The organism is Paenibacillus sp. MT86 (assembly GCF_058792535.1).
Map to the genome: position 1 here is coordinate 1385411 of NZ_CM179499.1, position 23023 is coordinate 1408433.

Sequence of the window (23023 nt, forward strand, 5' to 3'; positions counted from 1 at the left end):
AAGGAGATGAACATGGTGCATAAAAAAGCAGAACGTTTGAAAAAAATGAAGCCGGTGGCGGTGGGCAACCTGACCGAAGAGCAGCGGGCCAAGCTGCCGCCGGGGCAGACGCTGACCGAGAAGTTCCCGATTTTGCATGAAGGGGAGATTCCCCATTACGACATGTCGGAATGGACCCTCCGGGTTTTCGGCGAAGTGGAAGAGGAACGGACCTTTACGTATGAAGATATTCTGGCGCTGCCAACGGTAACGGTGAACACCGACATTCACTGCGTCACGCGCTGGTCCAAGTTCGATACGGTATGGGAGGGCATCCTGTTCCGGGATTTCATAGCAGGGCTTCGGATCAAGCCGGATGCCAAATACGTCATGTTTCATGCCGATCCCGATTATGACACGAATGTGCCGATCGAGGATTTGCTCCGTGACGATGTGCTGCTGGCCTATCGTTTCAACGGCGAGCCGCTGACGGACAAGCACGGCTGGCCGCTGCGCACGGTCGTGCCGCACCGCTATTTCTGGAAGAGCGCCAAGTGGCTGCGCGGCATCGAGTTTATGAAGGAAGACCGCCCGGGCTTCTGGGAACGCAACGGCTTCCACAACGAAGCGGACCCGTTCAAGGAAGAGCGGTTTAGCGGCGAGGCGCTGGATATACCCGAAGACGAATGGACACGTAAGGAGTTTGACTAATATGTTGATGCCTATTTTGCAAGTGAACTCAGAGGATATACCTGAATTTGTGATCGTCTGCGGCGATCCGAAACGCGCGGAGACGATATCCCGTAAGCTCGAAAATGCGCGCGAGCTGGCGTTCAGCCGCGAGTACCGGACTTTCGTGGGGACGCATGAAGGCGTTGAGCTGGCGGTAACCAGCCATGGCGTCGGCTGCCCGGGAGCGGCCGTTTGCTTCGAGGAGCTGATCCGCGCGGGCGCGAAGACCTTGATTCGCGTGGGCACCGCCGGGTCTTATCGGGCGGACACTCCTGCAGGAAGCCTTGTGGTCAGCACCGCGGCGATCCGTACGGACGGTCTGACGAAGCAGCTGGTGCCGGACGGCTTTCCGGCGGTTGCGGACAGCCAGGTGGCGGAGGCGTTGTACGAATCCGCGCTCGCGATCGGCGAAGGCGTCGTGCGCAAGGGCATAACCGTCACGCTGGACGTGTTCTTTAACGGAGTCGAGGAAGTGCCGCACCAGAAATATAAAGCGGCGGGCGCGCTCGGCGTCGAGATGGAAATTGCGGCGCTGTACGTCGTTGCGGCTATCCGCGGCGTTCGCGCCGGCGCGATTGTGGCCATGGACGGCTTTGCCGACGCCGACCTTGCGGCCGAGTACGACCCGAACACAAACGTGGTTGCCGACGCGGTGGAGCGCGAGATTAACACCGCTTTGCAGGCCGTGGTGAGGCTGGCGAAGCAAGGCTAGCCAGGGATGAAGAAAGCCGGATTTACCTCAGCGTAAGCTGCAGGAAATCCGGCTTTCTATTTTGAGTAAGATGCACTTCCTTTTGATAACTTAAAACAGCAAATCCAGCCGTGTCTTGTTTTTACTGCTTGGCCGGCTGAAGCGTGAAGAAGGGAACCTTCTCGATTCCGACAGCCCGCACGTAAGTAAACAACTGTCCTTTATGGTGGATTTCATGGTCGACCATATTGTTTAACCACACGTTGCCGGGCGCTGTGAACCCATTGAAGTCGAGCGGCTGCTCAAGCTGGCTGTCGGACAATTCGGCAAAAAGGGCCGTGGTCGATTCGGTCGACGCTTGCACGATATTTCGAATGTCATCGATGGTCTCGAATTGGGTGGAAATCGAGGGTGGAGTAAACGAGCCGTTTTGGATGGAACGCAGGAACATATCCGAGGCTGCCGCAATATGAACAGCTAATCCGCCCAAGGTATAGGCATTTTCCCACGGTTTATAATCCAAATGCTCGCTCTGTACGTCCTGCAGCAGCTGAAGCAAGACCGTACGGTGTCTATGCCATCGTTCGAATTGCTGTTGACCTTCATGACTCATGGTTGATCCTCCTTGATCGATTACAGGATAAAGTCTTGGAATAGGCTCCCGTCTTATTTGCGGTTCATAAACACAATTCGATAAGAAATAGCGGATTCCTCCCCTATGCTCAAGCTATCCCAGGTGTTGAATTCAATAATATTGGAAGAAAACAGTTGCAAAAGGAAAACGGACCGTATATACTGAGTTCAATTAGTGATTGGTCAATCAATAATAAATCATAACGAGTGAGAGGAGGGTGGTTGAATGGCTAGAGCTTCAACCTCTGCGAATCGGCGAAATGAGATTGTAGCAGCAGCAATCGAAGTGTTTGCAGAGATCGGATACTATCGCGCGACCACGGCTCAGGTTGCCGAACGGGCAGCGATATCCCAGCCTTACGTCTATCGGTTCTTTACCAAGGAATCGCTGCTCGTGGAATCGCTGACGGTCTCCTGGAAGCGCATCGTGCAGGCATTTCAGGGGGTCATCGAGTCCGCTGCTCCGGAGGAATTGGAGACGGGCCTGATCCGGGCGTACGAAGGGATCGTGCAATCCCATCGCAGCGAAATCTTGCTTCAGATGCAGGCGCAGACGATCCAGGAAGCGCCCATTCGCGAAGCGATGCAGCAGGGAATGAACGAGGTGAAGGACCTGGTTCAGCATGCTTTCGTGAAAGCGGGATTCGAGGATGCCGACAAGAAAACCTCCGATTTTCTGGCCCGGGGGATGCTGTGTAATGTAGCCATGGCGATGGATATGCCGAATATGATGCCCAAAAGATAAGGCGCGCGTCGATGTGCCGCACCGCGTACTGCATCAGGTTGTGCGCGGTGGAGAAAGGGCATTTCTTTTTTAATCAATTGTGATTGATCAATCAATTATTTTATTATGAGGAGAGATTGATGATGAAAAAAGCGATTGTTTTGGGTGCGACAGGCGGCGTAGGGGCCCCATTGACGGCGGAGCTGGTGAAGCGCGGAATTCAAACGGTAGCCTTCGGCCGTTCCGTTAAGAAGCTGAATGAGCTGGCTGAGCAGCTGGACTATTCTCCTCTGCTTATGCTGGAAACGGGAGATGCCTTTAATCCGGAGGATATCCGAAGAGCCGCGGATGGGGCCGACGTTATTTTTCAAAGTGCCAATATTCCTTACCACGAGATGGAATCCAGGCTGCTGCCGCTGGGGGAATCGGTCATGACGGCTGCGGAGAAGCTGGGGACCAGGGTTGTGGTGGTAGATGGAATCTATCCTTATGGCAGACGCTTAATGGAAAAGGCAACGGAGGATCATCCCAAAAAACCGCATACCCGTAAGGGCAAAATAAGATTGGCCTACGAGCAGCTGATCTTCTCGTCGCGCTGGCATAAAGCAAACCCTCTTATCGTAAGGCTGCCCGACTACTATGGCCCTTCCGAGCAGGCATCCTATTTATCCGTCACGATGGAAGCCATTGCGGCCGGGAAGCCAACCGCCTTCATCGGCAACATGAGCGTTCCCCGCGAATACGTCTATTTGCCGGATGCCGCCCGCATGATCGTAGAGATTGCCGAGAGAGAGGAGTCCTACGGGCAGAACTGGCATATCCCCGGACCGGGCGTGATTTCAGGCCATGAGCTGGTGCGGATTGCGCAGCAGACCGCCGGAAAGCGCAAGGCGGTAATGCCGCTCGGACGAATCGGGCTCTCCCTGATCGGGTTATTCAATCCGGTGATGAAAGAGGTGGTTGAGATGCTGTATTTGACCGAGGAGCCTTTGGTGCTGAGCGGCGAGAAATACGAGCGCCTGATCGGTCCGATTCAATGGACGCCTCATGAGCAGGCGATTGCGGCGACCATGAGGGGTTTAATGAAAAAACGCGCATGAGCAGCGGAAGCCATGAAGACAGCGATATCATGATATGCGAAGGGATTATTTTTTAGATATTAGTAATTGATCAATCAATAATAAATCGAGGGTTTCTCTCTCGAGTTGTTGTCTCTTCGAAGGAGGTGAATCCAATATGGCTAAACTTCAGCTCAAGTTTATGGACGGTTTCTTTGCGGCGGTTATGCTGGTGTGCATGCTTAGCTGGTGGGATTAAGGCATCAGGGAAGAGGAGTTGTTAGCGGCTGAATGAAAATAGAAGGAGGATGCAAGCATGAAGGAAGAGATGCGTTCGATATGGTTTTCCAGGCACTCGCTCTTGCTGGACGCAGTAGCCGTACTGCTGGTGCTGTTCTCCATGTGGGATTAATGTTCGTTAACACGCTGACCGCGAAGACGGTCGGCGTGTTTTTGATTGGTTGAAAAATAATTTTCGAGAATATCCATCAGTTTCTTTTTCCCAAACGTTATATTAACAGAAAAGACAAAACGAAAAGTGAGAGGTTGGCTAATGCAAGTATGTGATCTCTATGAAAACCTGAAGGACGATGTCCAGCGTTATGCCAGATCCATCGCCAAGCATGCTTACGAAGCGGATGATCTGGTCCAGGATGCCTTTATGAAAGCCATCAAGGAGCCGAACCTGGCAGCGCTGCCCCTTCACAAGCAAAAGGCCTGGTTCTTCAGAGTCGTCAAAAATCGCATGATCGATATTAGCCGCCGGGAGAAGCGGCTCGTATCGTGGGAGGATGATCTGGTCTTCGCCGAGCTCCCCGTTTCAAGCCGCAATATAGAAATGACGGAATGGCTCGCCCGTTTGCCGCAATCGCAGAGCGATATCGTGTTTAAGCGCTTTTGGCTCGGGATGTCCAGCCAGGAAATCGGCGAGCAGCTGGGTATGCCGGCAGCCACGGTTCGTTACAAATTGCAAACCGCCATCAAAAAATTGAGAAAACTATGGGAGGAAGATATGAAATGAGCAGAATCATCGAGAATGTAGGGATGTTGGATCTTACGCAGGCTACGGAGGAAACCGTAACAAGCATCGAACGGATCGGAAACGTAGGTCTCGTAATATACCGGGCAGAGACGGCACACCTCCTCACGCTGTTGAAAAACGCAGGCAATATCGGCAAGACGATTGAAATCCCCGAGGGACACCGTTATTACAGCGGCACGCTGCGGCTGAACGAGGAATATTTTCAGCTCTTGGAGCAGCCGGACCGCGTATTCGTTAACGGCACGGTCATCATCGATAAAGGAGTATCCCTTGAAGCATTCCAGAGCGGCACGCTGCACTTGGTGGTTAACGGCGAGGTCTATGCTCCACGGCATCTGGCCGCTGCCGTTACCTCTGCACTCCTCAGAGTAGGAGGCGCCAGCGCGGAGATTCACGCTTACGAATACGAACCCCGGTTCGAGTCCGGGAAAGTGCAGCTGAACAATGCATATCTGGCCTCCAACAGCGAGCCTATGGAGCTGGTCCTGAACGGCATGGTTCATCTGGATAAGGAGCTGGATATGGAGCAGTTCTCGGCCCGGATTGAAAAGATCCAAGTCAACGGCAAGGCGATTATCCATGAACATCAATCCCCGTATTTCTACGATAAATTGAAAAAGATCAACGGCTTGGTCGAGGTGATCCCGGCAGGATTCGAGTATGTAACCAAACCGTTACGGCTAAACGCAAGAAGCGTACGGCGCTTTAAAGGCCATAAGCTCTACACGAATAAGCCGCTCATTCTCGAGGCGGACGTGACCCGGGACGCCTTCAGCCAGGCCGTGTCGGAGATACAGTCAACTTCGTTCATCATTTGCGGCGAAGAGATCGAAGATCTGGTCTGGGAGCGCTGCCCCAACCTGAATACGGAAATCGTAAGTTATGAGCGGCTGTTTGTGTTCATCAGCGGCGAGGAGACCTGGTCGAGGGATCAGCTGGCGGCTTTGGGCCAGCCGGCGAGCTTCATTGTTGACGGGACGCTGACCTTTGACGATGACGTCACCGAGGAAGATATTAAGGCTTCGATGTCCTCCCTGGATCTCTTCGGCGAAGTCGTTGTAGGGGAAAAAAGAATTAAAGGCATTTTGTACCCTTACCTTCGGGCAAACAATGGAAGTATTATAGTGAAGGGGACGGAAGAGGAGCTTGCAGGTATTGGTAATGTCGGAATGTTGTCGCTATAAAAAGAAATGAGGAATGAAACATGAATATCAATAATGAAGATATTGCCAAACAGCATGTTCGCGATCTCCGTCAGGAACTGGAACGATGCCGGATGGCAACGAAATTGCGCTCGAAACGCAATGCAGCGGCCCACGCCGCAAAGACCGCACGCACGGTCGAAGGAAAGTGGAAGGCGCTGCTTGAAACCATCATCATGATGGGAAGAAGAATGCTTTAATCGGTTGAGCCGGTTAAGCGACAAATCCTAATTCTTATGAATCGTCGATGCGATAAGCATCGGCGATTTTTAGTTTTTTTGCCTACCGGTAGTTAAAAAATATTGACATCTTTCGTCATCCATCTTAAAATTCTACCTATCGGTAGGTAAAAAAAAGGAGCGGGTGACAGCGTGAAAAAGAAGGATTTAACCTCGCAGCAAATCGTTGAGGCTGCCATCGGATTGTTTGCGTCCCATGGCATCGAGAAGACCAGTCTGGCGATGATTGCCGGCGAAGTGGGCATTACGAAACCGTCGATTTACTATCACTTTGCGTCCAAGGATGAATTGGTGGAGCGGGTCTTTGAATACATGTTCAGCGATTATCATTTCGATCATTATTTCTCCCTGACCGGGCTAAATGAGTTTAACTTTGCAGAGCAGCTGTACCAGGGCGGGCTGCGCATGTTTCCCGAGGAGGAAGAAGCCTTCGTGCCGGTGATGCGCCTATTGAGCGAGTTCATGCTGACCGCAAACCGGAATGCCAATTACGGCCAGCGGGTAGCTGCCATGCAGCAATCGTTCCTGGGCGGCTTTCGGGAATTCATGAAGCTGGGGGTCGACTTCGGGCTCGTCGATCGTCAGCATGCGGATTCCAAGGCCTATGTTCTGGCTCTGGTCATCGATAATATCACGAGTTATATCATGATGGAGATTCCGCTGGACTATCAAGCGGTCTGGAAAGAAGCGGTGAACAGCGTTCTCAGGAAAGGTGCGGATGCCATTGAATAACGGAATGGAATACAGTGATCTCGGATTATCATGGGCAGACCGGATGCTGGTATGGGCGGTGCCGCCTTTATTAGGCGCGGTGGTCGGCTGGTTTCTGCCTACGATTGCGGATTGGGCCACGGGCCTGGCTTGGGTGCCATTTCAAGGACCCTTGGAGTTGATCGCATCGATCCAGGGCCCATGGGTTGTTATCGTAACCGCTGTTGTGGGGTTGCTTGCCGGTACGGTGCTCTCTCACTTAGCCATTAAAGAAAGCCTTGCGGTTCGCCTGTCGGACAAGGAGATTACACTCCGCATTCATGAGGCTGAACAAATCTTTACGAGAGAAGAAGTTTCCGCTGCCTTTATGGACGGCAAGCAGCTGGTCCTGCTAGGCAACATGGGGGAGGAGCTCTATCGCGAGAAACCCGAAACCAAGCGGGAAACGGTGGCCGAAGCCTTCAAACGGCACGGTTACTCCTGGAGAGACCGCGATCCGTTTGCCCATGATTACGTCAAATGGGTTGCCGATTCGCCGGAACTGACGCCCAGCATGAACGCGCTCTTCCTGGCACGGGAGAAGGCCATCGAGAACGAGGATCGAGAGGACGCGGCTGATCTGCGCCGGGAACTATCGAAGCTGGGCATTACCGTGCGCGATGACGGAAAAAGACAATATTGGCGTCAGCACGGGCAGAAGCCATAACAGGCATAGCAACCATGAGGGCTGGCTGGTCCGATAAACGGACGATCCCGGACGGAGATTGAATCCTCCGACCGGGATGACCGTCATCGGCTGCGGTCACCCTAGACATTCGCCCGCACATTTGTATCCCCTCATATCGAACAAAATGACACCTCCCTCGCTAAAGCAAGCGTGCCCCGAACAATATCCCTCTATCGGCAAGACATCCGTCAGTCCTCTCCTTCCTTGAGAAGTTTTAAAATGAAAGCGATACCTCAGCGAAGGAGATGTCCTATGAATTTTGATCTGAATATCGTACCTTTCAGCCGAAGAGCGTCCTTCTTGGCGATATCCCTCCTGCCAGCGGCCAAGGATCGCAGACAAGGTCTTTACCTGCGAACCGTCCGCGGAGGGGATGACAAGTTTGGCGAGGCGTTTCTGATAGAACTGCTAAACCGGCAGAACGAGCCGGTTCCGTTTGAACCTATTGCATCACCCGACAACATCAGGCTAACGGCATCCGATTCGTTAGGCCATGCGGATATTTGCATATCGGACTCCCGGACCGTGCGATTCCGCTCGGAAGGCTGCGGCATCCGGCTTACTTTTTTCCCCGCCGCGTATGATTATGCCTATGAGACCCATCCGGACGGCTGGGAGGTGAACAGCTTCACGCATGGTTGCCGCTTCATGCTGACCCGGCTTGCGGGCCAGATGGGCATGGAGGTTGAATGGAACGAGATCAAGAGCTCGCGTGTGACCGCCGACTTTTCCGTGGATCCTGCATCCAATGTGGCCGAATTTGCGGTCGAAGAGTTCATGACCGTCTTGAAGCCGCGCGGCGAATGGGAGTCATTCGACGATGCGGTTGTAAGCGCTCGCGAGGATTACGCCAGATGGCTGAACAATACCCTTGCCGTCTCTGAGCAGTGGCAGGAAGCCAGGGAGCTGGCCGCCTATATTACCTGGTCCTGCGTGGTTCCCGCCGAAGGCTGCCTGACTCGCCCGGCCATGTACATGTCCAAGAATTGGATGACCAACATCTGGAGCTGGGACAACTGCTTTAACGCGATGGCTCTCGTGCGGCATCAGCCGGAGCTGGCTTGGGACCAGTTCATGATCTTTTTTGACCGGCAGGATGAGAGCGGCCTGATCCCGGACTTCGTGAACGATAAATACGAGCTTTGGAATTGCAACAAACCGCCGATTCACGGCTGGACGCTGGCCTGGATGATGCGTCGGACGGATTACATCAAGGAGGCCCAGCTGCGCGAGGTCTATGGCCCTCTAGCGAAATGGACGCAGTGGTGGTTCACGCACCGGGATCATGACGGCGACGGCATTCCCCAGTATAACCACGGCAACGACTCGGGCTGGGACAACAGCACGGCGTTCAATAACGGCATTCCCGTCGAGAGTCCCGACCTTGCCGCTTATCTGATTATCCAGATGGAGACGCTGGCCGAAATCGCGGGCTTGCTGGGCCTGTCGGAGGAGTCGGCCGGATGGAGACGGAGAGCGGACGATACGCTGGACCGCATGATTCGGCACTTCTGGAAGGACGGCCGGTTTACGGCCTGCCGTTCGGGAACGCATGAGCCGTCCGAAGGGGACAGCCTGCTGCTGTTCGTTCCTATCCTGCTGGGTAAACGCCTTCCCGAGTATATCCGCACGGCTCTGCTGGAAGGGCTTCGGGATGAAAGCCGATTTCTGACGAGCAACGGCTGGGCGACCGAAAGCGTAAGCAGCCCATACTATAAGCCGGACGGATATTGGCGCGGACCGATCTGGGCTCCTTCCACGATGCTGCTGGTCGAAGGGGTGGCGGCGGCCGGCGATAAGGAGCTGGCCATGGAAATTGCGCAGCGGTACTGCCGAATGGTCAGTCTCAGCGGCATGGCCGAGAATTTTGATGCCCTGACCGGAGCCGGGCTGCGCGATCGGGCGTTCACCTGGACCTCCAGCGTATTTTTGATTTTGGGACATGAATACACGTTATAACTGTCACGGAATGACACTTCTTCCCGGGCTTTTGGCCTTGCGGAGGAGGTGCTTTTTCCGTTTCCTCTCATTTTCCAGTTGCCGCCTAATTACAAGCCCTTTGTTCAGGTTTATAATGAAAGCGGTATCACGGGATCTCGTAAGCAGTACAGCCGCATGGCGAACGATCGGATGGATGTTCACGATACGATTCGATACGACAATGGGGAGAGTAACCATGAATTTTCAGGGAATCAAAGACCGAGCCGGACGGATGTTCACCGGCACCTATCACAGCATAAGAACCAAGCTGCTTACCTGTTTTTTAGTCGTCACCCTGATTCCGCTGTTCTCGCTTGGCGGACTTTCCTATGTGCAATCCGCTAAAGTGATTAACTCCCAGTTCGGCAAATACGGCGATAATGCCGTGGCGCAGCTGGAGCAGCAGACCAGTTCGGCTTTGGGGCGGATGAAGCAGACGGCGGAGACGATTTATTCCTACCTGCTGGACCCGAGCCATTCGGGAATCGGAAACGGGACGCCGTCCACCTATGGCGACATCATGGAGAAGAACGATTTCGAATCGTTGTTGAAATCCCTGCGGACGCAGCTGACAGCCGGAATCTACATCATAACGAGCTCCGGTTATTACTATGGGGAGAACAACCTGGACGTGAACAAACTCGGCAATATCCCGGCGTGGAACGCCAGGCCGAAAGCCTATGCCGGCACCTATTGGCTGGGCTTCTATCCGCAGGATCATTCCATTAATAACAGCGATAGCGACAACGTGCCTGTCCTGGGATTGGCGGTGCCGATCCATCACCCGGACAAGGCTCAGGACGGCAGCGTCATCCTGATCGAGGAGAACGCCGAGGAGCTGCTGCGAAGTTATGCCAAGTTCGAGGCCGATACGCATGCCCACCTGCTTATTACATCGCCGGATGGCACGGTCGTGTATGAGACGGACGCTCCGTATACGCCCCATGACAGCGATGTGGCCTGGACCCGGAGGATTGACGCCAACCAATGGACCATGGAAGCCAGAATTCCCGCCAAGGCGTTCTATCAATCCTCGGACGTGATCCGGGCGAACACGATGGTTGTTGCCATCGTCTCCTGCCTGCTCGCTTTTGGCATCGCCTATCTGTTCTCCTCCCGGTTCACTTCGCGGATCCGGACCTTGAAGGACTCGATGCAGAAGGTAAGCTTCGGCAAGCTGGATACCCGTACGCCGATCGAGGGGAGGGATGAGCTGGGCAGCCTCGACATGAGTTTTAACCGGATGGTAACGGGCGTGCAGACCCTGATTGGCGAGGTGGAGCAGAGCGAGCGGCTGAAAAAAGAGGCCGAGCTGCGCGCATTCCATTATCAGATCAACCCCCATCTGCTGTTCAACACCCTGAATTCCATCCAGTGGAAGGCGCGGCTGCAAGGCGCGGAGGACATTCGCCAGATGCTGTACCATCTGACGATGGTGCTGGAGGGAAATCTGGATATTTCCCAGGAGCTCGTTACCCTAAACAGGGAGCTGCGCATGATCGGCCACTTCCTGAAGATTCAGGAAATCCGGTACGGTGAAGTATTTCGTTATCGCCTGGATTGCGATGATTCGCTTCTGCCGTATTTGATTCCGCGGATGACGCTTCAGCCGCTGTTCGAGAATATATTTTTCCATGCCTTTACGGACGGGCAGGGAGAGATCCATGTCAAGGTCGAGGAGGATCATGACGAGCTTGTGCTCACGCTCCGCGATAACGGAGCCGGCATCAGGGAGGACAAACTGGCGCGGTTGTTTTCGCCGGAGACGAAGCGGAAGGGCCGCGGCGGGCTTGGCGTGCGGAACGCCGACCAGAAATTCAAGCTGCATTTCGGTCCTCTCTACGGACTGAAGGTGCATTCGGTTAAGGGAGAAGGAACAACCATCATCATACGCTGGCCGAAAAGGGAGGAGTCTTTCGATGATGAATACAGGGAACATTAAAGTGATGATTGCCGACGACGAAAGCATTGTGCGCAAGGGACTCCGCTCCACGGTGCCCTGGGAACGGTTCGGGATGGAGGTTGTGGCGGACAGCCCCAACGGCCAGGCAGCCTGGGAGGCTTTTCTGGAGTTTCGGCCGCAGGTCGTCATTACGGATATCGTCATGCCGGAGATGGATGGGATCGAGCTCTCCCGGAAGGTGAAGGAGGCTGCGCCGGAAACCCGGATCATTCTGCTCAGCTGCCACCGGGATTTCGAATATGCCCAGGAAGGGATGCGGCTTGGCGCGTCCGGATATCTGCTGAAAACCGCCTTCGAGGACGAAGAGCTCGAAGCGATGCTGGGTAAATTTCAACGCGAGCTGTCTGATGCGCCGGCCAACGTGTACGGGCTGGAAGAACAGGTTTCCGCCCATTTGTTTGCTTGGCTTAACGGGCACAGCGACCGTTTCCCCGGAGAACTTCGGGAGCTTTGCAGCCGCGCCGGGCTGGGAGAGGGCAAGCGCATTTCGCTGTATCTGATCAAAACGGCGGGCTGCAGCGGCAGTTGGGAGCACCTGCTGAAGGAGCAGGGCTCCGAGGAGCCGGGATTGCGCAGCAGCAAGCGGGTCCCGTACGGCGCGGACAGCTGCTATTGGGCCGTGCCGGAGGAATATAAGGAAGCGGCGGACGGGCTGCTGGTGGAGATTAAGAGCCGATGCGGGAAGCTTGCCTGGAATTGGCGGGGAGGTCTTCAGGACTCGGTGGATGTGCAGAAAGCCTTTCAATCCTTGCACAAGGAAGCCGAGCTGGAGCGGGTGTACGGTCTGAACGGAGAGCAGTGGCCGGAGCCGATCCTGCAGGCGGTTCATCTGCTGCACGAACATCCCGCGGACGAGTGGTCGGCAGCGGAGCTGGCCCAGCAGGTGGGGCTGAGCCGCAGCCATTTTTCGATCCTGTTCAAGAAAACGGTCGGCGACAGCTTCATCGCGTTCCAATATAAGCGCAAGCTCCGCCTTGCTTACGGCCTACTGCGCGAAACCTCCTTAACGATGCAGGAGATCGCCGAGAAGACGGGACTCGGAGACAGCAAATATTTCAGCAAATGGTTCAAGCGCTGCACGGGTCAGACGCCAAGCCAATACCGTGCCGAACAAAAAGGGGAATCATCGTAAACAAATGAACACCCGCGGGCTAAAGTTCGAACAAAAATACGATCATCTGCGAATCAGCGCACGTTTTGAACCGCTTTCATCCGAGTTATGATGAAAGCGGTTCAATTCATATCAACTCAATACTTTAGGGGAGCTGACAATATGAAAAAGAAAATGTCATGGATCGCAATGGTTTCGGTTATGACGTTAATGGCATCGCTGCTGGCCGCATGCGGCGGCAGCGGCGGGACCGGCAGCGCGAAGCAGCCGGACGGCAGCTCATCGAAGGCGGCAACCACGCTTCGTTTCGCGACATGGGATACGGGAGATGCGCTGAAGATCGAGCAGGAGATCGCCAAGAAGTTCGAAGAGTCGCATCCCGGCACGAAGGTGCAGGTCGAGGCCTATGCCGACGGATTCGATCAGAAGCTGGCCGCCGGATTCGGCGCAGCCAATCCGCCGGACGTGATGTACATGTGGGATTTTCCGACGTATCACCAGTCCTTGGAGCCGCTGGACGGTTACGCGTCCAAGGACGAGGATTTGAACATCGATGATTTTTACCAAGGATTGTTCAACTACGGCAAAATCGACAATCAGCTGTACGGAATCCCGGCGGGCTTTACGACCCGGGTGGTGTACTACAACAAGAAGATGTTCGACGATGCGGGCATTGCTTACCCGAGCGATGGATGGACATGGGCGGAATTCCAGGAAATCGCCCAGAAGCTGACGGATAAATCGAAGAAGCAGTACGGCTTCGGCGTGCGGGCCGAGAACGATACGTATGACCTTCAAGGGTTCGTATGGAGCAACGGCGGATCCTTCATCTCGGAGGACGGCAAAACGATCGAAGGCTACATGAACAGCAAGGAAACGGCGGGAGCCATTCAGATGCTGGGCGATATGCTCAAGAACGGCTCGGCGGTCCTGACCGGAGGCAAAGGGCAGCAGAGCGGCGAGGATATTTTCAAAGCCGGCAAGATTGCCATGTGGGAGAGCGGCATCTGGCCGCTGGAATCCTTCAGGGAAGCCGGAATCGATGTGGGCACGGTAGAGATGCCGGCCTTCGAGGGCAAGCCAGTGAAGGGCGTATTGGCCGAATCCGCGTTATCCATAGCGAAGGATTCCAAGAACAAGGATCTGGCGTGGGAGTTCATCAAATTCTACGTATCGGATGAAGCGATCAAAATGCGCGTGGCCGACCTGCCGGTCCGGGTCAGCGTGGTCAACGAGCTGAAGAAGGACCAGGATCCGCTCTACAAGCCGTATTACACGATGCTGGAGCGCTCGGACAATACGCCGGCCTTTCTGCTGAATCCAAAATGGAACGAAGTGAACCGCCAGCTGTCGGCAGCCGTGGAATCCGTCATGTTCGGCAGCGATGCGCAGGAGGTTCTGAACCAGGCGGTGAAGGATAGCGAACGCTATTTGAAATAATCGAAGAAAGAAGGTTCGCGAAAATGGCCCAAACGCAAGTGCCTTACCCACAACAGCAGACAGCGGCCCCGAAGCGACTTGGACCAAAACGTTGGGGTGGGGCCGTGCCCTACCTCTTCATTTTTCCATGGATATTCGGATTCCTGGTTTTCACGCTTGGCCCGCTGCTGTTCTCCCTCGTCATTTCGTTTTTTGATTGGCCGATCGTAGGCCAAGTGACCTTTGTCGGCATCGACAACTATGTGGAGATGTTCTCGAACGATCCGCTGTTCTGGAAATCGCTGCTGGTTACGCTGAAATTCGCGGCTTTGTTCGTGCCGTTGAACATCATCGTGGCTTTGGGGCTTGCCATGCTGCTGAATCAGAAGGTAAAAGGGAGCGCGTTCTTCCGCACCGCCTTCTACCTGCCGTCGGTCATTTCCGGCGTCGCCCTCGCCATGATCTGGTCCTGGGTATACAGCGGAGATTACGGAATCCTGAACTATTTCTTATCGCTGGTCGGCATCGAAGGGCCGGACTGGCTGAACGATACGAAGTGGTCCCTGGTCGCCATGGTCATTGCAAGCCTATGGGGACAGGGTTCGATGATGCTTATTTTTCTGGCGGGTCTCAAGGGAATTCCGAAGGACCTGTATGAGTCGGCCTCGATGGACGGGGCGGGCAAGATTCGGCAGTTCTTCAATGTGACCATTCCGATGATCACGCCGACGCTGCTGTTCAACCTGATTACGTCCATCATCGCCGCGTTCCAGCAGCTGACGCTGGCGCTTCTGCTCACGGGCGGAGGCCCGCTGAAGTCGACGTTTTTCTATGCGATGTACATGTACGAGAATGCGTTCAAATATTTCAAGATGGGGTATTCCGCAGCCAACGCCTGGTTCATGTTCCTGATCGTGCTGACGCTGACGTTCCTCGTGTTCAAGTCTTCGGAGGCCTGGGTGTTCTATGAGGGCGAGATGAAGACAAAGAAGGAGAAGGCGAAGCCGAAGCGTGCCAAGCAAGGGGTTCAAGCCAGCAGGGAGGGAAGTTCCGTATGAAAAAGGTGATCACGTACGCACTGCTCATTCTGTGCTCGCTGCTGTTCATTGCTCCGCTCTTCTGGGCCGTCACGACGGCGCTGAAGTCGCAGCAGGAGCTTTATCTGTTTCCTCCGAAATGGTTTCCTTCCGTGTGGAGGTTCAGCAATTTCGCGGAGGCCTGGAGCATTCAGCCGTTTAACCTGTTTTTGAAAAATACGCTGATCGTTACGCTGCTGTCGACGCTCGGGCAGCTCGTCTCGTGCACGCTGGTGGCTTACGGGTTTGCCCGGTTTCAATTCAAGGGGCGGGACGCGCTGTTCCTGATCGTGCTTGCCACCATGATGATTCCTTGGGAAGTGACCATGATTCCGCAGTATATGGAGTTCAATTACCTGGGCTGGATCAATACGCTCAAACCGCTCATCGTTCCGTCCTGGTTCGGCTCCGCTTATTTCATTTTTCTGCTGCGCCAGTTCATCATGACCTTGCCGAAGGAGCTGGATGAAGCGGCAACGATTGACGGGGCGGGCAAAATGACGGTTCTGCTGCGGATCATCGTGCCGCTGATGGGTCCGTCGCTCATCCTGGTGGCCGTGTTCCATATGATGAGCTGCTGGAACGATTACCTGGGCCCGCTCATCTTCCTGAACGACCAGACGAAATATACGCTGACGCTGGGGTTATCCCAATTCAAGGGCATGCACGGCGTCGACATGCAATCCATTATGGCCATCACCTGCCTGATCTCGATTCCGCCGCTGGCCGTCTTTTTCTTCGCGCAGCGTTATATCGTTGGCGGCATCGCCACAACGGGGATCAAGGGGTAAACGGTGCCGGCGATAAGCGGCATCCACAATGGATATGGAGCTTGAAGCAGCATCAGAACATAGAAGTGCGTGTTCAAAAAGTCATGGAAAGATGGCTTTTTGAACGACCTCTAGAAGCTTAGACCGCTTGGGAAAGGATGGAGAGACATGATGAAAGACCATCGTATCGGCCGCGACTGGGATGACCTGAGCGTGCTGGAACGAAATCGGGCAAAAAGCCGGGCCTATTTCATTCCGTTCGCGGATGCGGACGGAGCGCTTAGTTATGACAGAGGCAGTTCGGCCTGGTACCAATCGCTGAACGGGGTGTGGAAATTCCACTATGCCGAGGAGCCGGAGAGCGCTCCGGGAGCATTTTATGAGGAGGATTACGATGTATCGGCCTGGGATAACCTCCCGGTTCCGGGACACTGGCAGCTGCAGGGCTACGGGCATCCGCATTACACGGACTTGTACTATCCGTTCCCCGTGGACCCGCCGCATGTGCCAAATGCGAATCCGACCGGCAGCTATGTCCGCGAGTTCGAGCTTCCGCAGCATTGGGACGGCAGAAAAATTTGCGTCAAATTCGACGGGGTGGACAGCGCGTTCCATGTGTGGCTGAACGGGACGTTTATCGGCTACAGCCAGGGGAGCCGGCTGACTTCGGAGTTCGATATGACGCCTTATGTGAAGCCCGGCGTAAACAAGATGTCCGTCCGGGTATACCAATGGTCCGATGGAAGCTACCTGGAAGACCAGGACATGTGGTGGATGAGCGGCATTTTCCGGGACGTATACCTGATCGCGGAGCCATCGGCTCTTCGCGTCAACGACTTCCGCGTAACGACCGAGCTGGATGCGGAGTATCTGAACGCGAAGCTGCAGGTGCAATTGGAGCTGGAAGGTACGGAGCGCGGCTTCGTCCAGTTGCAGCTGTTGAATGGCGCCGGAGCGGAAGCGGGGTCAACCGGCAAAGACGTCGGGCACTCTTCCGTGGAGAATTTTGAGATCGAGGTGGCGGGCCCGGATTTATGGAGTGCCGAGTCACCGGCGCTGTACCACCTGGTGATCACCCTGCGGGATAATCAGGGGGAGACGCTGGAGACGGTGGCGCAGCGCGTCGGCTTCCGCTCCATCGAAGTGAAGGACGGACAGCTACTGGTAAATGGCAAGGCAATCCTGCTGAAAGGCGTCAACCGCCATGACCATCATCCGGATACGGGCCGAACCGTCACCCTGTCCACGATGCTGGAGGACATCCGGTTGATGAAACAGCACAACATCAATGCCGTACGGACCGCTCATTACCCGAATGATCCCCGGTTCTACGAGCTGTGCGACGTGTACGGGCTGTACGTGATGGAAGAGACGGATCTGGAGACCCACGGCTTTGAGCCGCTCGGCAACATTTCCCGCCTGAGCGACGATCCGGATTGGAAGGAAGCGTACGTGGACCGTGTCCGCCGGATGGTGGAACGGGATAAAAACCATCCGTCCGTACTGTTCTGGTCCCTCGGCAACGAATCCGGCTTCGGCTGCAATTTCCGCGCGATGGCGGAGTGGTGCCGGGAGCATGATCCAACGAGGCTGATCCATTATGAGGAGGACCGCGAAGCCGAGGTGTGCGACGTGGTGAGCACGATGTATTCCTCCGTCGAGAAGATGGAAGGCTTCGGCAAAATGGCCGATCATCCCAAGCCGCATATTCTGTGCGAATTCGCGCACGCGATGGGCAATGGACCCGGAGGCTTGCGTCCCTACTTCGATACCTTTGAAGCCCATCCCCGCCTTGCGGGCGGTTTCGTATGGGAATGGATCGATCACGGGCTGAGCAGAAGGACCCCGGACGGCAGGAAGGATTATGCGTACGGCGGCGATTATGGCGATGTGCCGAACAACAGCAATTTCGTCATCGATGGTTTGGTCCGTCCGGACCGGACGCCTTCACCCGGACTTCTGGAATACAAAAAGGTCATTGAACCGGTCCGCATGTCGATGCCAAGGCACGGTGTGCTTCATATCATGAACCGCTATGATTTCATTTCGCTGGATCATCTGCAGGCCCATTACCGGGTGTTGGCCGATGGACAGCTTGTCCGTAGCGGAGTCCTGCAGCTTCCCCGCATCGAAGCAGGCACAGGCGCGGAGCTAAGCCTCCTGGAGGTTTTGGGGGACGCGACAATAGGCGCGAGTCCTTACGCCGAGCTGTGGCTTGAAGTATCCCTCTCGCTGGCCGCGGACTGCCGCTGGGCGGAACGGGGGCATGAGGTGGCGTGGTCCCAGCTTCTGATGCGGGAATCGTTCAAGCCCGAATTCGAGTCGGCTGCTTCCCTGCGGCGGGGCCCATTACAGATTAGCGAGGATAAGCATAGCCTTCAAGTGGAGAATGGAAGCTTTCAGCTGTCCCTCAGCGCCCTTCATGCCGGCTTCGAAACCTTGTCCATGCATGGCAAAAGAATTGCACTTGGCGGACCGGCGCTGAATTTCTGGCGTCCGCCGATCGATAACGACATGTACGTGCTTCCGGATTGGCGCAAGGCCCATCTGGACCGGCTCTCCGAGCGGGTCGATCATTTCGAATGGAAGCGATTGGACCGGGAATGCGTTGAGGTAAAGCGGGTTTCCCGCATCGCTCCGCCGGTATACGACTGGGGCTTCCGCTGCGAAACGACCTATACGATCACTTCCAGCGGCCTGATCATCATGGACGTGAAGGGTGAGCCGATCGGCACGCCGCCCGGCATGCTGCCCAAAATCGGATTGCAAATGCAAGTCGCGGGTGACATGGAACATGTCCGGTGGTACGGCAGAGGACCTGGGGAAAGCTACCCGGACAGCCTGGAAGCGGGACGGTTCGGGGAATACCGCAGCACCGTGGACGGATTGTTTACGCCCTATATCTATCCGCAGGAAAACGGGAACCGCTCGGATGTCCGCTGGGTCTCGCTGGCGGATGGTGCGGGGTTGGGGCTTCTTGCCGTAGGCGACCCCTCCCTTAATTTCAGTGCGAGCCGCTACGCCGATCAGGACGTGGAGTCTGCCGCGCATGCCAGCGATCTGGTTCCGCAGCGTTTCATTACGCTGAATCTGGATTACCGGCAGAACGGGCTTGGCAGCAACAGCTGCGGTCCGGCACAGGCACCCGAGCACTCGATCAAGCCGGAGCCTTTCTCGTTCCGCATGCTGCTGAAGCCTTACGCTGCCGAGGATACCGATCCGGTACGGCTGAGCAGGCGGATGCGCTCGGAAGCGGGATTATACGAGTAACCCGGTGATGTTCATCTCATATCGTTTTCGGATTTTCTGGAGAAGGGGAATAACATGTCCTTTTACATCAAAGACCTGCTGCAGCTGTCTACGGGGGTGCGCCGGTTCCTGATAAGCGAGGCCTTCTACGGCATCGGCATCGGCCTCTATACACTCGTCCTGAATCTGCATCTGCTCTTCCGGGGGCTAAGGGAAGACGAGATCGGCGCGTTGGTGTCGACGGGCATTCTGATTATCCACGTATGACTCCATCATGCCCTATATGGTTTTAATCGACAAGAGCCAGTGTGCTATGGTTTATGGTCAAGCATGCCTTAATATCGACTTTCCACAACGGCAGGTGCTAGAACCTGCCGCGCATACCTTCCGGCCTCCGCGCTCGACTTCGGCCCCGATCTGTTTCGGATTCGGATGGTAGATCATATGCCCGTCGCCGCCCATAATCCAGACGTCAAAGCCGCCCAGCGAATCGTTGGAGCAGATGGCGCCAATCTGCTTCAGATTGAGGTCGACGATCAATAAGCCTTTATAGAGAAAGGATGAATTGTCATAGAGCTTCCGGGCGACGGTGAGGGAAGGCGTGTTTCCTACCCGGCTGAGGCCGATGATCTGAAAATCGTTGTATTGGTCCAGCTGCGCTTGAAAGGAGCGGTTGCGTTTGCGGATTTCGCTCATATCGAGCAGTCCCGGCGCGCTTTCGTAATCGGTAATTTGCCGCTTGTTCTCGGCGACGAGCGAGATCCCGATGATATCCGATCTTCCGTAGATCATCTGGGCGAACAAGTCGTCCTCCACTTTTTTGGCAAGCTGAAAATAGGCATAGGGAGTGAGCTCCGTGGTCGAGAGAAATTGCTGGATCTGCGGGTTATGGATAAAGGGATAGGTGGAATTCTCCAGATTGGATATGTAAGAATCCAGCGAGACGTTGGTTTGCTCGATGATACGCTTGTTGGCGCCTGCGGCAAACTGTTCAATCGCTTCGGTGGAGGACTGGTACCAGAAGCTGCCGAGCAGAAAGAAGGGGAGGCCAATGAATAGGATGATCAGCACGAACAATCGTTGGTTAATGGTCAGATTACCGATGGAAACGCCTTGGATGTTCATCGCTCTTCCGCCTTCCTGGCTTTGAAGTAGGGAATGTAAGGAACATTGTAGCAAAAAAACACAAGTTGTAAATAAAAAACCATGATGCCGCGGCAAGAAATCACAAGTGGGATAAGAAAGTACATGGGCGCTGACGGTCGTTATCAACTACAATCTCATTAATCCATTTCAACATTAATAGGGGGCGACGATTAGTGAAAAAGAGAAAAGGGTTCTACAGCTGGGTAACGGCCTTATTGCTGATATCCATCATTGTAAGCGGATGCGGTGATGCCAGCGATGGTAAGACCGGCACCGCATCTCCCGGCACCGGAGGCGGCGAGGAAGATAAGAAGGTAGAAATCCTGCTCGGATATTATTCGAGCGACAGCTCCGATGCGAAGATGAAGGAGCTGATCGAGCAGTTCGAGGAAAAGCATCCGAACATTACGGTGAAGACGCAGAGCGCTCCTTACGGGCAGTTCTATCAGAAGCTGGATACGCAGATCGCGGCCGGCCAGGCGCCGGACGTATGGCTGTCCGACGGCGTCTACGTCATGAAATATGCCCAGCGCGGTGCCGCCAAGGATCTGACCGATTGGATTGCCAAGGATCTGAAAGCCGACGAGTACTACGGCCTCGATTTCAACAAGGACGCGGACGGACGCTATTGGGGCGTGCCGCAGGGCATTCAGGTCGGCGTGCTGTTTTACAACAAGGATCTGTTCGATAAAGCAGGCGTAGCGTATCCTACGGACGAATGGACCTGGGAAGACCTGAAAGCGTCGGCAGCCAAGCTGACGGTGGACGCCGGCGGAAAAACAGCCGAGGACACCGGATTTGATGCAGCCAGCGTGAATCAGTTCGGGCTTACCTTCTTCAGCATTACCGAGGGCTGGTTCTCCGTGATGAAATCCTACGGCGGCGGTGCCCTTGACGAGAAGGCGGAGAACTCGATCATCAATTCCCCGGAGAACAAGCAGGCGTTCGAATGGATGGTCGACGGCATGCAGCGCGGCATTATTACGGATCCGGTCGACCTGAAGAGCTTCCAGAGCAATACCGCCGTGTTCCCAAGCGGATCGGCCGCCATGCGGATCGGCATTTATGCCCGGGTGCAGGCAGCGAATGAAGCCGGCCTGAATTACGACGTGACGCTGCTGCCGAAGGGACCTGACGGCAAGCGGGTGTCCCCGGTCATCGCCAATTCATGGGTGATTAACCAGAAGTCGAGCGACGAGAAGGCGCAAGCTGCCTGGGAGTGGATTAAATACTGGGCTACGGAAGACGATGTGCAGAAGCAGTGGACGGAGCTTGGCGAAGCCGTGCCCGTGAAAAAATCCGTAGCGGAATCCGAAGTGTTCCTCAAGGCGGGAGAGCAGCCGGCTAACCGCCAGGCCTTCCTGGACAGTCTGGAGTTCGCCCAAACGCTCGACAACAACGCGGTATGGGAAGAATGGGTGGGCAAATTCAACGAACATGCGGAGCGAGCCTTCCTGGGCGATGCAACCGTCGATCAGGCGTTAAGCGAAGCGGACGCAGCCGTTCAGGCGGTCCTCGATGATTTTTATAAAAAATAAATCAAGGGTGGAAGAAAGGCGGGAGTGAAATGGACAATACGCTAAACGACAATGCAGCACTCAAAGCCGATCCGATGCCGCATGGAAAGCCCGCCCGAAAACGGAAATGGGATCATGAGGGGAGATGGGGGCTGCTCATGGCCTCCCCTTATCTTCTCCACTTTATCATTTTTGTGGCGGGTCCCCTCGCCGCATCCCTGTACTTCAGCTTTTCCGATTACGATATGCTGAATCCGCCCGAGTGGAGCGGATTGGATAATTTTCGGCGCATGGCCGAGGATTCGATGTTCTGGCGTTCCCTGTGGAACACCCTGTATTTTGCGGTTCTGTTCGTACCGCTCCAGACTTTTCTCGCGCTCGTGCTGGCCGTCGCGTTAAACCAGCGATTGAAAGGGCTTAAATGGTTTCGGATGGCTCACTTCATCCCGGTGATCTCCTCATGGACCGTCATCCTCTACGTCGCCGACGCCGTATTCAATCCTCGCTTCGGCCTGGCCAATACGCTGCTCGCCAAACTGGGGCTGGAAGGGCAAAGCTGGCTGCAGGACCCGAAGCTGGCCATCCCGCTGCTCGTCTTCATTGCGGTTTGGAAAGGGATCGGTTATATCATGGTCATTTATCTGGCGGGACTTCAGAGCGTTCCAGGGGATTTGTACGAAGCCGCGGAGATCGACGGCGCAGGAGCCCTGCGTAAATTCCGGTACATTACGGTTCCATTGATCTCGCCGACGACCTTCCTGGTTGTCATCATGAGCACGATTTCTACCTTCCAGGCATTCGAACAGATCTACGTGCTGACCGGCAGGGGCGACATCAGCTCGGCGGGAGGCCCGAATAACTCGAGCCTGGTCATGATGCTGTATTTATATCGCGAAGGGTTCACGTTTATGAGGATGGGCTATGCTTCCGCCATTGCCTGGGTGCTGTTCATGATCCTGTTCCTGCTGACGCTCATCCAGCTTCGCGCTCAAAAGAAATGGGTGCATTATGACTGATCCGGCGTTCAAGATGGAACTACTGCAAGTGCGGAACG

The 23023-nt window shown here is 55.1% G+C and carries 21 protein-coding genes; 19 read left to right on the top strand and 2 right to left on the bottom strand.

What is annotated here, in order from left to right; translation table 11 throughout:
* The first annotated feature begins 15 nt into the window (after nucleotides 1-15).
* On the top strand, nucleotides 16-690 hold the full coding sequence (locus AC3RCL_RS05955) for a sulfite oxidase-like oxidoreductase (RefSeq protein WP_492536267.1): 675 nt from the start codon (nucleotides 16-18) through the stop codon (nucleotides 688-690).
* Nucleotide 691: 1 nt separating this feature from the next.
* Entirely contained in the window at nucleotides 692-1423 is a 732-nt protein-coding gene (locus AC3RCL_RS05960) for a nucleoside phosphorylase (RefSeq protein ID WP_492534843.1), read from the top strand.
* Nucleotides 1424-1544: 121 nt separating this feature from the next.
* On the opposite strand, the gene AC3RCL_RS05965 is transcribed toward AC3RCL_RS05960, so the two are convergent.
* Nucleotides 1545-2015, bottom strand: coding sequence for a DinB family protein (locus tag AC3RCL_RS05965; protein ID WP_096775142.1), 471 nt, complete (start codon nucleotides 2013-2015; stop codon nucleotides 1545-1547).
* Between the two features lie 246 nt (nucleotides 2016-2261).
* Between AC3RCL_RS05965 and AC3RCL_RS05970 the strand changes: the two genes are divergently transcribed.
* From AC3RCL_RS05970 to AC3RCL_RS06040, 15 genes are all read left to right on the top strand, one after another.
* Nucleotides 2262-2780 carry a TetR/AcrR family transcriptional regulator gene (locus AC3RCL_RS05970; RefSeq protein ID WP_096775143.1) on the top strand — a complete coding sequence of 173 codons (519 nt, stop codon included), beginning with the start codon at nucleotides 2262-2264 and terminating at the stop codon, nucleotides 2778-2780.
* A gap of 122 nt (nucleotides 2781-2902) precedes the next feature.
* The gene (locus AC3RCL_RS05975) at nucleotides 2903-3859 is read left to right on the top strand and encodes an NAD-dependent epimerase/dehydratase family protein (RefSeq protein WP_492536269.1); all 957 of its coding nucleotides are present in this window, start codon (nucleotides 2903-2905) and stop codon (nucleotides 3857-3859) included.
* A 511-nt stretch (nucleotides 3860-4370) separates the two neighbouring features.
* Nucleotides 4371-4838 (top strand): RNA polymerase sigma factor, encoded by a 468-nt coding sequence (locus tag AC3RCL_RS05980; RefSeq protein ID WP_096775145.1) that lies wholly within the window; start codon nucleotides 4371-4373, stop codon nucleotides 4836-4838.
* Entirely contained in the window at nucleotides 4835-6043 is a 1209-nt protein-coding gene (locus AC3RCL_RS05985) for a hypothetical protein (protein WP_492534846.1), read from the top strand. The genes AC3RCL_RS05980 and AC3RCL_RS05985 overlap by 4 nt, the downstream gene beginning before the upstream one ends.
* A gap of 20 nt (nucleotides 6044-6063) precedes the next feature.
* Nucleotides 6064-6261, top strand: coding sequence for a hypothetical protein (locus AC3RCL_RS05990; protein WP_009594397.1), 198 nt, complete (start codon nucleotides 6064-6066; stop codon nucleotides 6259-6261).
* Nucleotides 6262-6432: 171 nt separating this feature from the next.
* Nucleotides 6433-7032 (top strand): TetR/AcrR family transcriptional regulator, encoded by a 600-nt coding sequence (locus AC3RCL_RS05995; RefSeq protein ID WP_492534848.1) that lies wholly within the window; start codon nucleotides 6433-6435, stop codon nucleotides 7030-7032.
* A complete protein-coding gene (locus AC3RCL_RS06000; protein WP_492534850.1) occupies nucleotides 7019-7717 on the top strand; it encodes a YqeB family protein in 699 nt (232 codons plus the stop codon). The genes AC3RCL_RS05995 and AC3RCL_RS06000 overlap by 14 nt, the downstream gene beginning before the upstream one ends.
* A gap of 273 nt (nucleotides 7718-7990) precedes the next feature.
* Entirely contained in the window at nucleotides 7991-9697 is a 1707-nt protein-coding gene (locus AC3RCL_RS06005) for an amylo-alpha-1,6-glucosidase (protein ID WP_492534852.1), read from the top strand.
* Between the two features lie 217 nt (nucleotides 9698-9914).
* Entirely contained in the window at nucleotides 9915-11660 is a 1746-nt protein-coding gene (locus AC3RCL_RS06010; RefSeq protein ID WP_492534854.1) for a cache domain-containing sensor histidine kinase, read from the top strand.
* Entirely contained in the window at nucleotides 11638-12813 is a 1176-nt protein-coding gene (locus AC3RCL_RS06015; RefSeq protein ID WP_176502478.1) for a response regulator transcription factor, read from the top strand. The genes AC3RCL_RS06010 and AC3RCL_RS06015 overlap by 23 nt, the downstream gene beginning before the upstream one ends.
* A 141-nt stretch (nucleotides 12814-12954) precedes the next feature.
* Nucleotides 12955-14232: an ABC transporter substrate-binding protein gene (locus AC3RCL_RS06020; RefSeq protein WP_492534857.1), complete on the top strand. Its 1278-nt coding sequence runs from the start codon at nucleotides 12955-12957 to the stop codon at nucleotides 14230-14232.
* Nucleotides 14233-14255: 23 nt separating this feature from the next.
* Complete coding sequence (locus AC3RCL_RS06025) at nucleotides 14256-15269, top strand: carbohydrate ABC transporter permease (protein WP_452517483.1); 1014 nt, start codon at nucleotides 14256-14258, stop codon at nucleotides 15267-15269.
* Nucleotides 15266-16078, top strand: coding sequence for a carbohydrate ABC transporter permease (locus AC3RCL_RS06030; protein ID WP_012819319.1), 813 nt, complete (start codon nucleotides 15266-15268; stop codon nucleotides 16076-16078). Before AC3RCL_RS06025 ends, AC3RCL_RS06030 begins: the two co-directional genes overlap by 4 nt.
* A 150-nt stretch (nucleotides 16079-16228) precedes the next feature.
* Nucleotides 16229-19327 (top strand): glycoside hydrolase family 2 TIM barrel-domain containing protein, encoded by a 3099-nt coding sequence (locus AC3RCL_RS06035; RefSeq protein WP_492536271.1) that lies wholly within the window; start codon nucleotides 16229-16231, stop codon nucleotides 19325-19327.
* A gap of 54 nt (nucleotides 19328-19381) precedes the next feature.
* Nucleotides 19382-19573, top strand: coding sequence for a hypothetical protein (locus AC3RCL_RS06040; RefSeq protein WP_492534860.1), 192 nt, complete (start codon nucleotides 19382-19384; stop codon nucleotides 19571-19573).
* A 57-nt stretch (nucleotides 19574-19630) separates the two neighbouring features.
* Here AC3RCL_RS06040 and AC3RCL_RS06045 read toward each other — a convergent pair whose 3' ends face one another.
* Nucleotides 19631-20431, bottom strand: coding sequence for a cache domain-containing protein (locus tag AC3RCL_RS06045; protein ID WP_492534862.1), 801 nt, complete (start codon nucleotides 20429-20431; stop codon nucleotides 19631-19633).
* A gap of 194 nt (nucleotides 20432-20625) precedes the next feature.
* On the opposite strand from AC3RCL_RS06045, the gene AC3RCL_RS06050 reads away from it, so the two are divergent.
* Together AC3RCL_RS06050 and AC3RCL_RS06055 are read left to right on the top strand one after the other, a co-directional pair.
* On the top strand, nucleotides 20626-21990 hold the full coding sequence (locus AC3RCL_RS06050; RefSeq protein WP_492534865.1) for an ABC transporter substrate-binding protein: 1365 nt from the start codon (nucleotides 20626-20628) through the stop codon (nucleotides 21988-21990).
* 29 nt (nucleotides 21991-22019) lie between these two features.
* Entirely contained in the window at nucleotides 22020-22985 is a 966-nt protein-coding gene (locus AC3RCL_RS06055) for a carbohydrate ABC transporter permease (RefSeq protein WP_492534867.1), read from the top strand.
* Nucleotides 22986-23023: the final 38 nt, after the last annotated feature.

Coding starts and splice junctions, on each gene's coding strand:
- AC3RCL_RS06020 (WP_492534857.1), top strand. CDS start 12,955: ATGAAAAAGAAAATGTCATGGATCGCAATGGTTTCGGTTATGACGTTA.
- AC3RCL_RS05985 (WP_492534846.1), top strand. CDS start 4,835: ATGAGCAGAATCATCGAGAATGTAGGGATGTTGGATCTTACGCAGGCT.
- AC3RCL_RS06005 (WP_492534852.1), top strand. CDS start 7,991: ATGAATTTTGATCTGAATATCGTACCTTTCAGCCGAAGAGCGTCCTTC.
- AC3RCL_RS06010 (WP_492534854.1), top strand. CDS start 9,915: ATGAATTTTCAGGGAATCAAAGACCGAGCCGGACGGATGTTCACCGGC.
- AC3RCL_RS06015 (WP_176502478.1), top strand. CDS start 11,638: ATGATGAATACAGGGAACATTAAAGTGATGATTGCCGACGACGAAAGC.
- AC3RCL_RS05970 (WP_096775143.1), top strand. CDS start 2,262: ATGGCTAGAGCTTCAACCTCTGCGAATCGGCGAAATGAGATTGTAGCA.
- AC3RCL_RS06025 (WP_452517483.1), top strand. CDS start 14,256: ATGGCCCAAACGCAAGTGCCTTACCCACAACAGCAGACAGCGGCCCCG.
- AC3RCL_RS05965 (WP_096775142.1), bottom strand. CDS start 2,015: ATGAGTCATGAAGGTCAACAGCAATTCGAACGATGGCATAGACACCGT.
- AC3RCL_RS06045 (WP_492534862.1), bottom strand. CDS start 20,431: ATGAACATCCAAGGCGTTTCCATCGGTAATCTGACCATTAACCAACGA.
- AC3RCL_RS06030 (WP_012819319.1), top strand. CDS start 15,266: ATGAAAAAGGTGATCACGTACGCACTGCTCATTCTGTGCTCGCTGCTG.
- AC3RCL_RS05960 (WP_492534843.1), top strand. CDS start 692: ATGTTGATGCCTATTTTGCAAGTGAACTCAGAGGATATACCTGAATTT.
- AC3RCL_RS06055 (WP_492534867.1), top strand. CDS start 22,020: ATGGACAATACGCTAAACGACAATGCAGCACTCAAAGCCGATCCGATG.
- AC3RCL_RS05980 (WP_096775145.1), top strand. CDS start 4,371: ATGCAAGTATGTGATCTCTATGAAAACCTGAAGGACGATGTCCAGCGT.
- AC3RCL_RS06000 (WP_492534850.1), top strand. CDS start 7,019: ATGCCATTGAATAACGGAATGGAATACAGTGATCTCGGATTATCATGG.
- AC3RCL_RS05975 (WP_492536269.1), top strand. CDS start 2,903: ATGAAAAAAGCGATTGTTTTGGGTGCGACAGGCGGCGTAGGGGCCCCA.
- AC3RCL_RS05990 (WP_009594397.1), top strand. CDS start 6,064: ATGAATATCAATAATGAAGATATTGCCAAACAGCATGTTCGCGATCTC.
- AC3RCL_RS06040 (WP_492534860.1), top strand. CDS start 19,382: ATGTCCTTTTACATCAAAGACCTGCTGCAGCTGTCTACGGGGGTGCGC.
- AC3RCL_RS06035 (WP_492536271.1), top strand. CDS start 16,229: ATGAAAGACCATCGTATCGGCCGCGACTGGGATGACCTGAGCGTGCTG.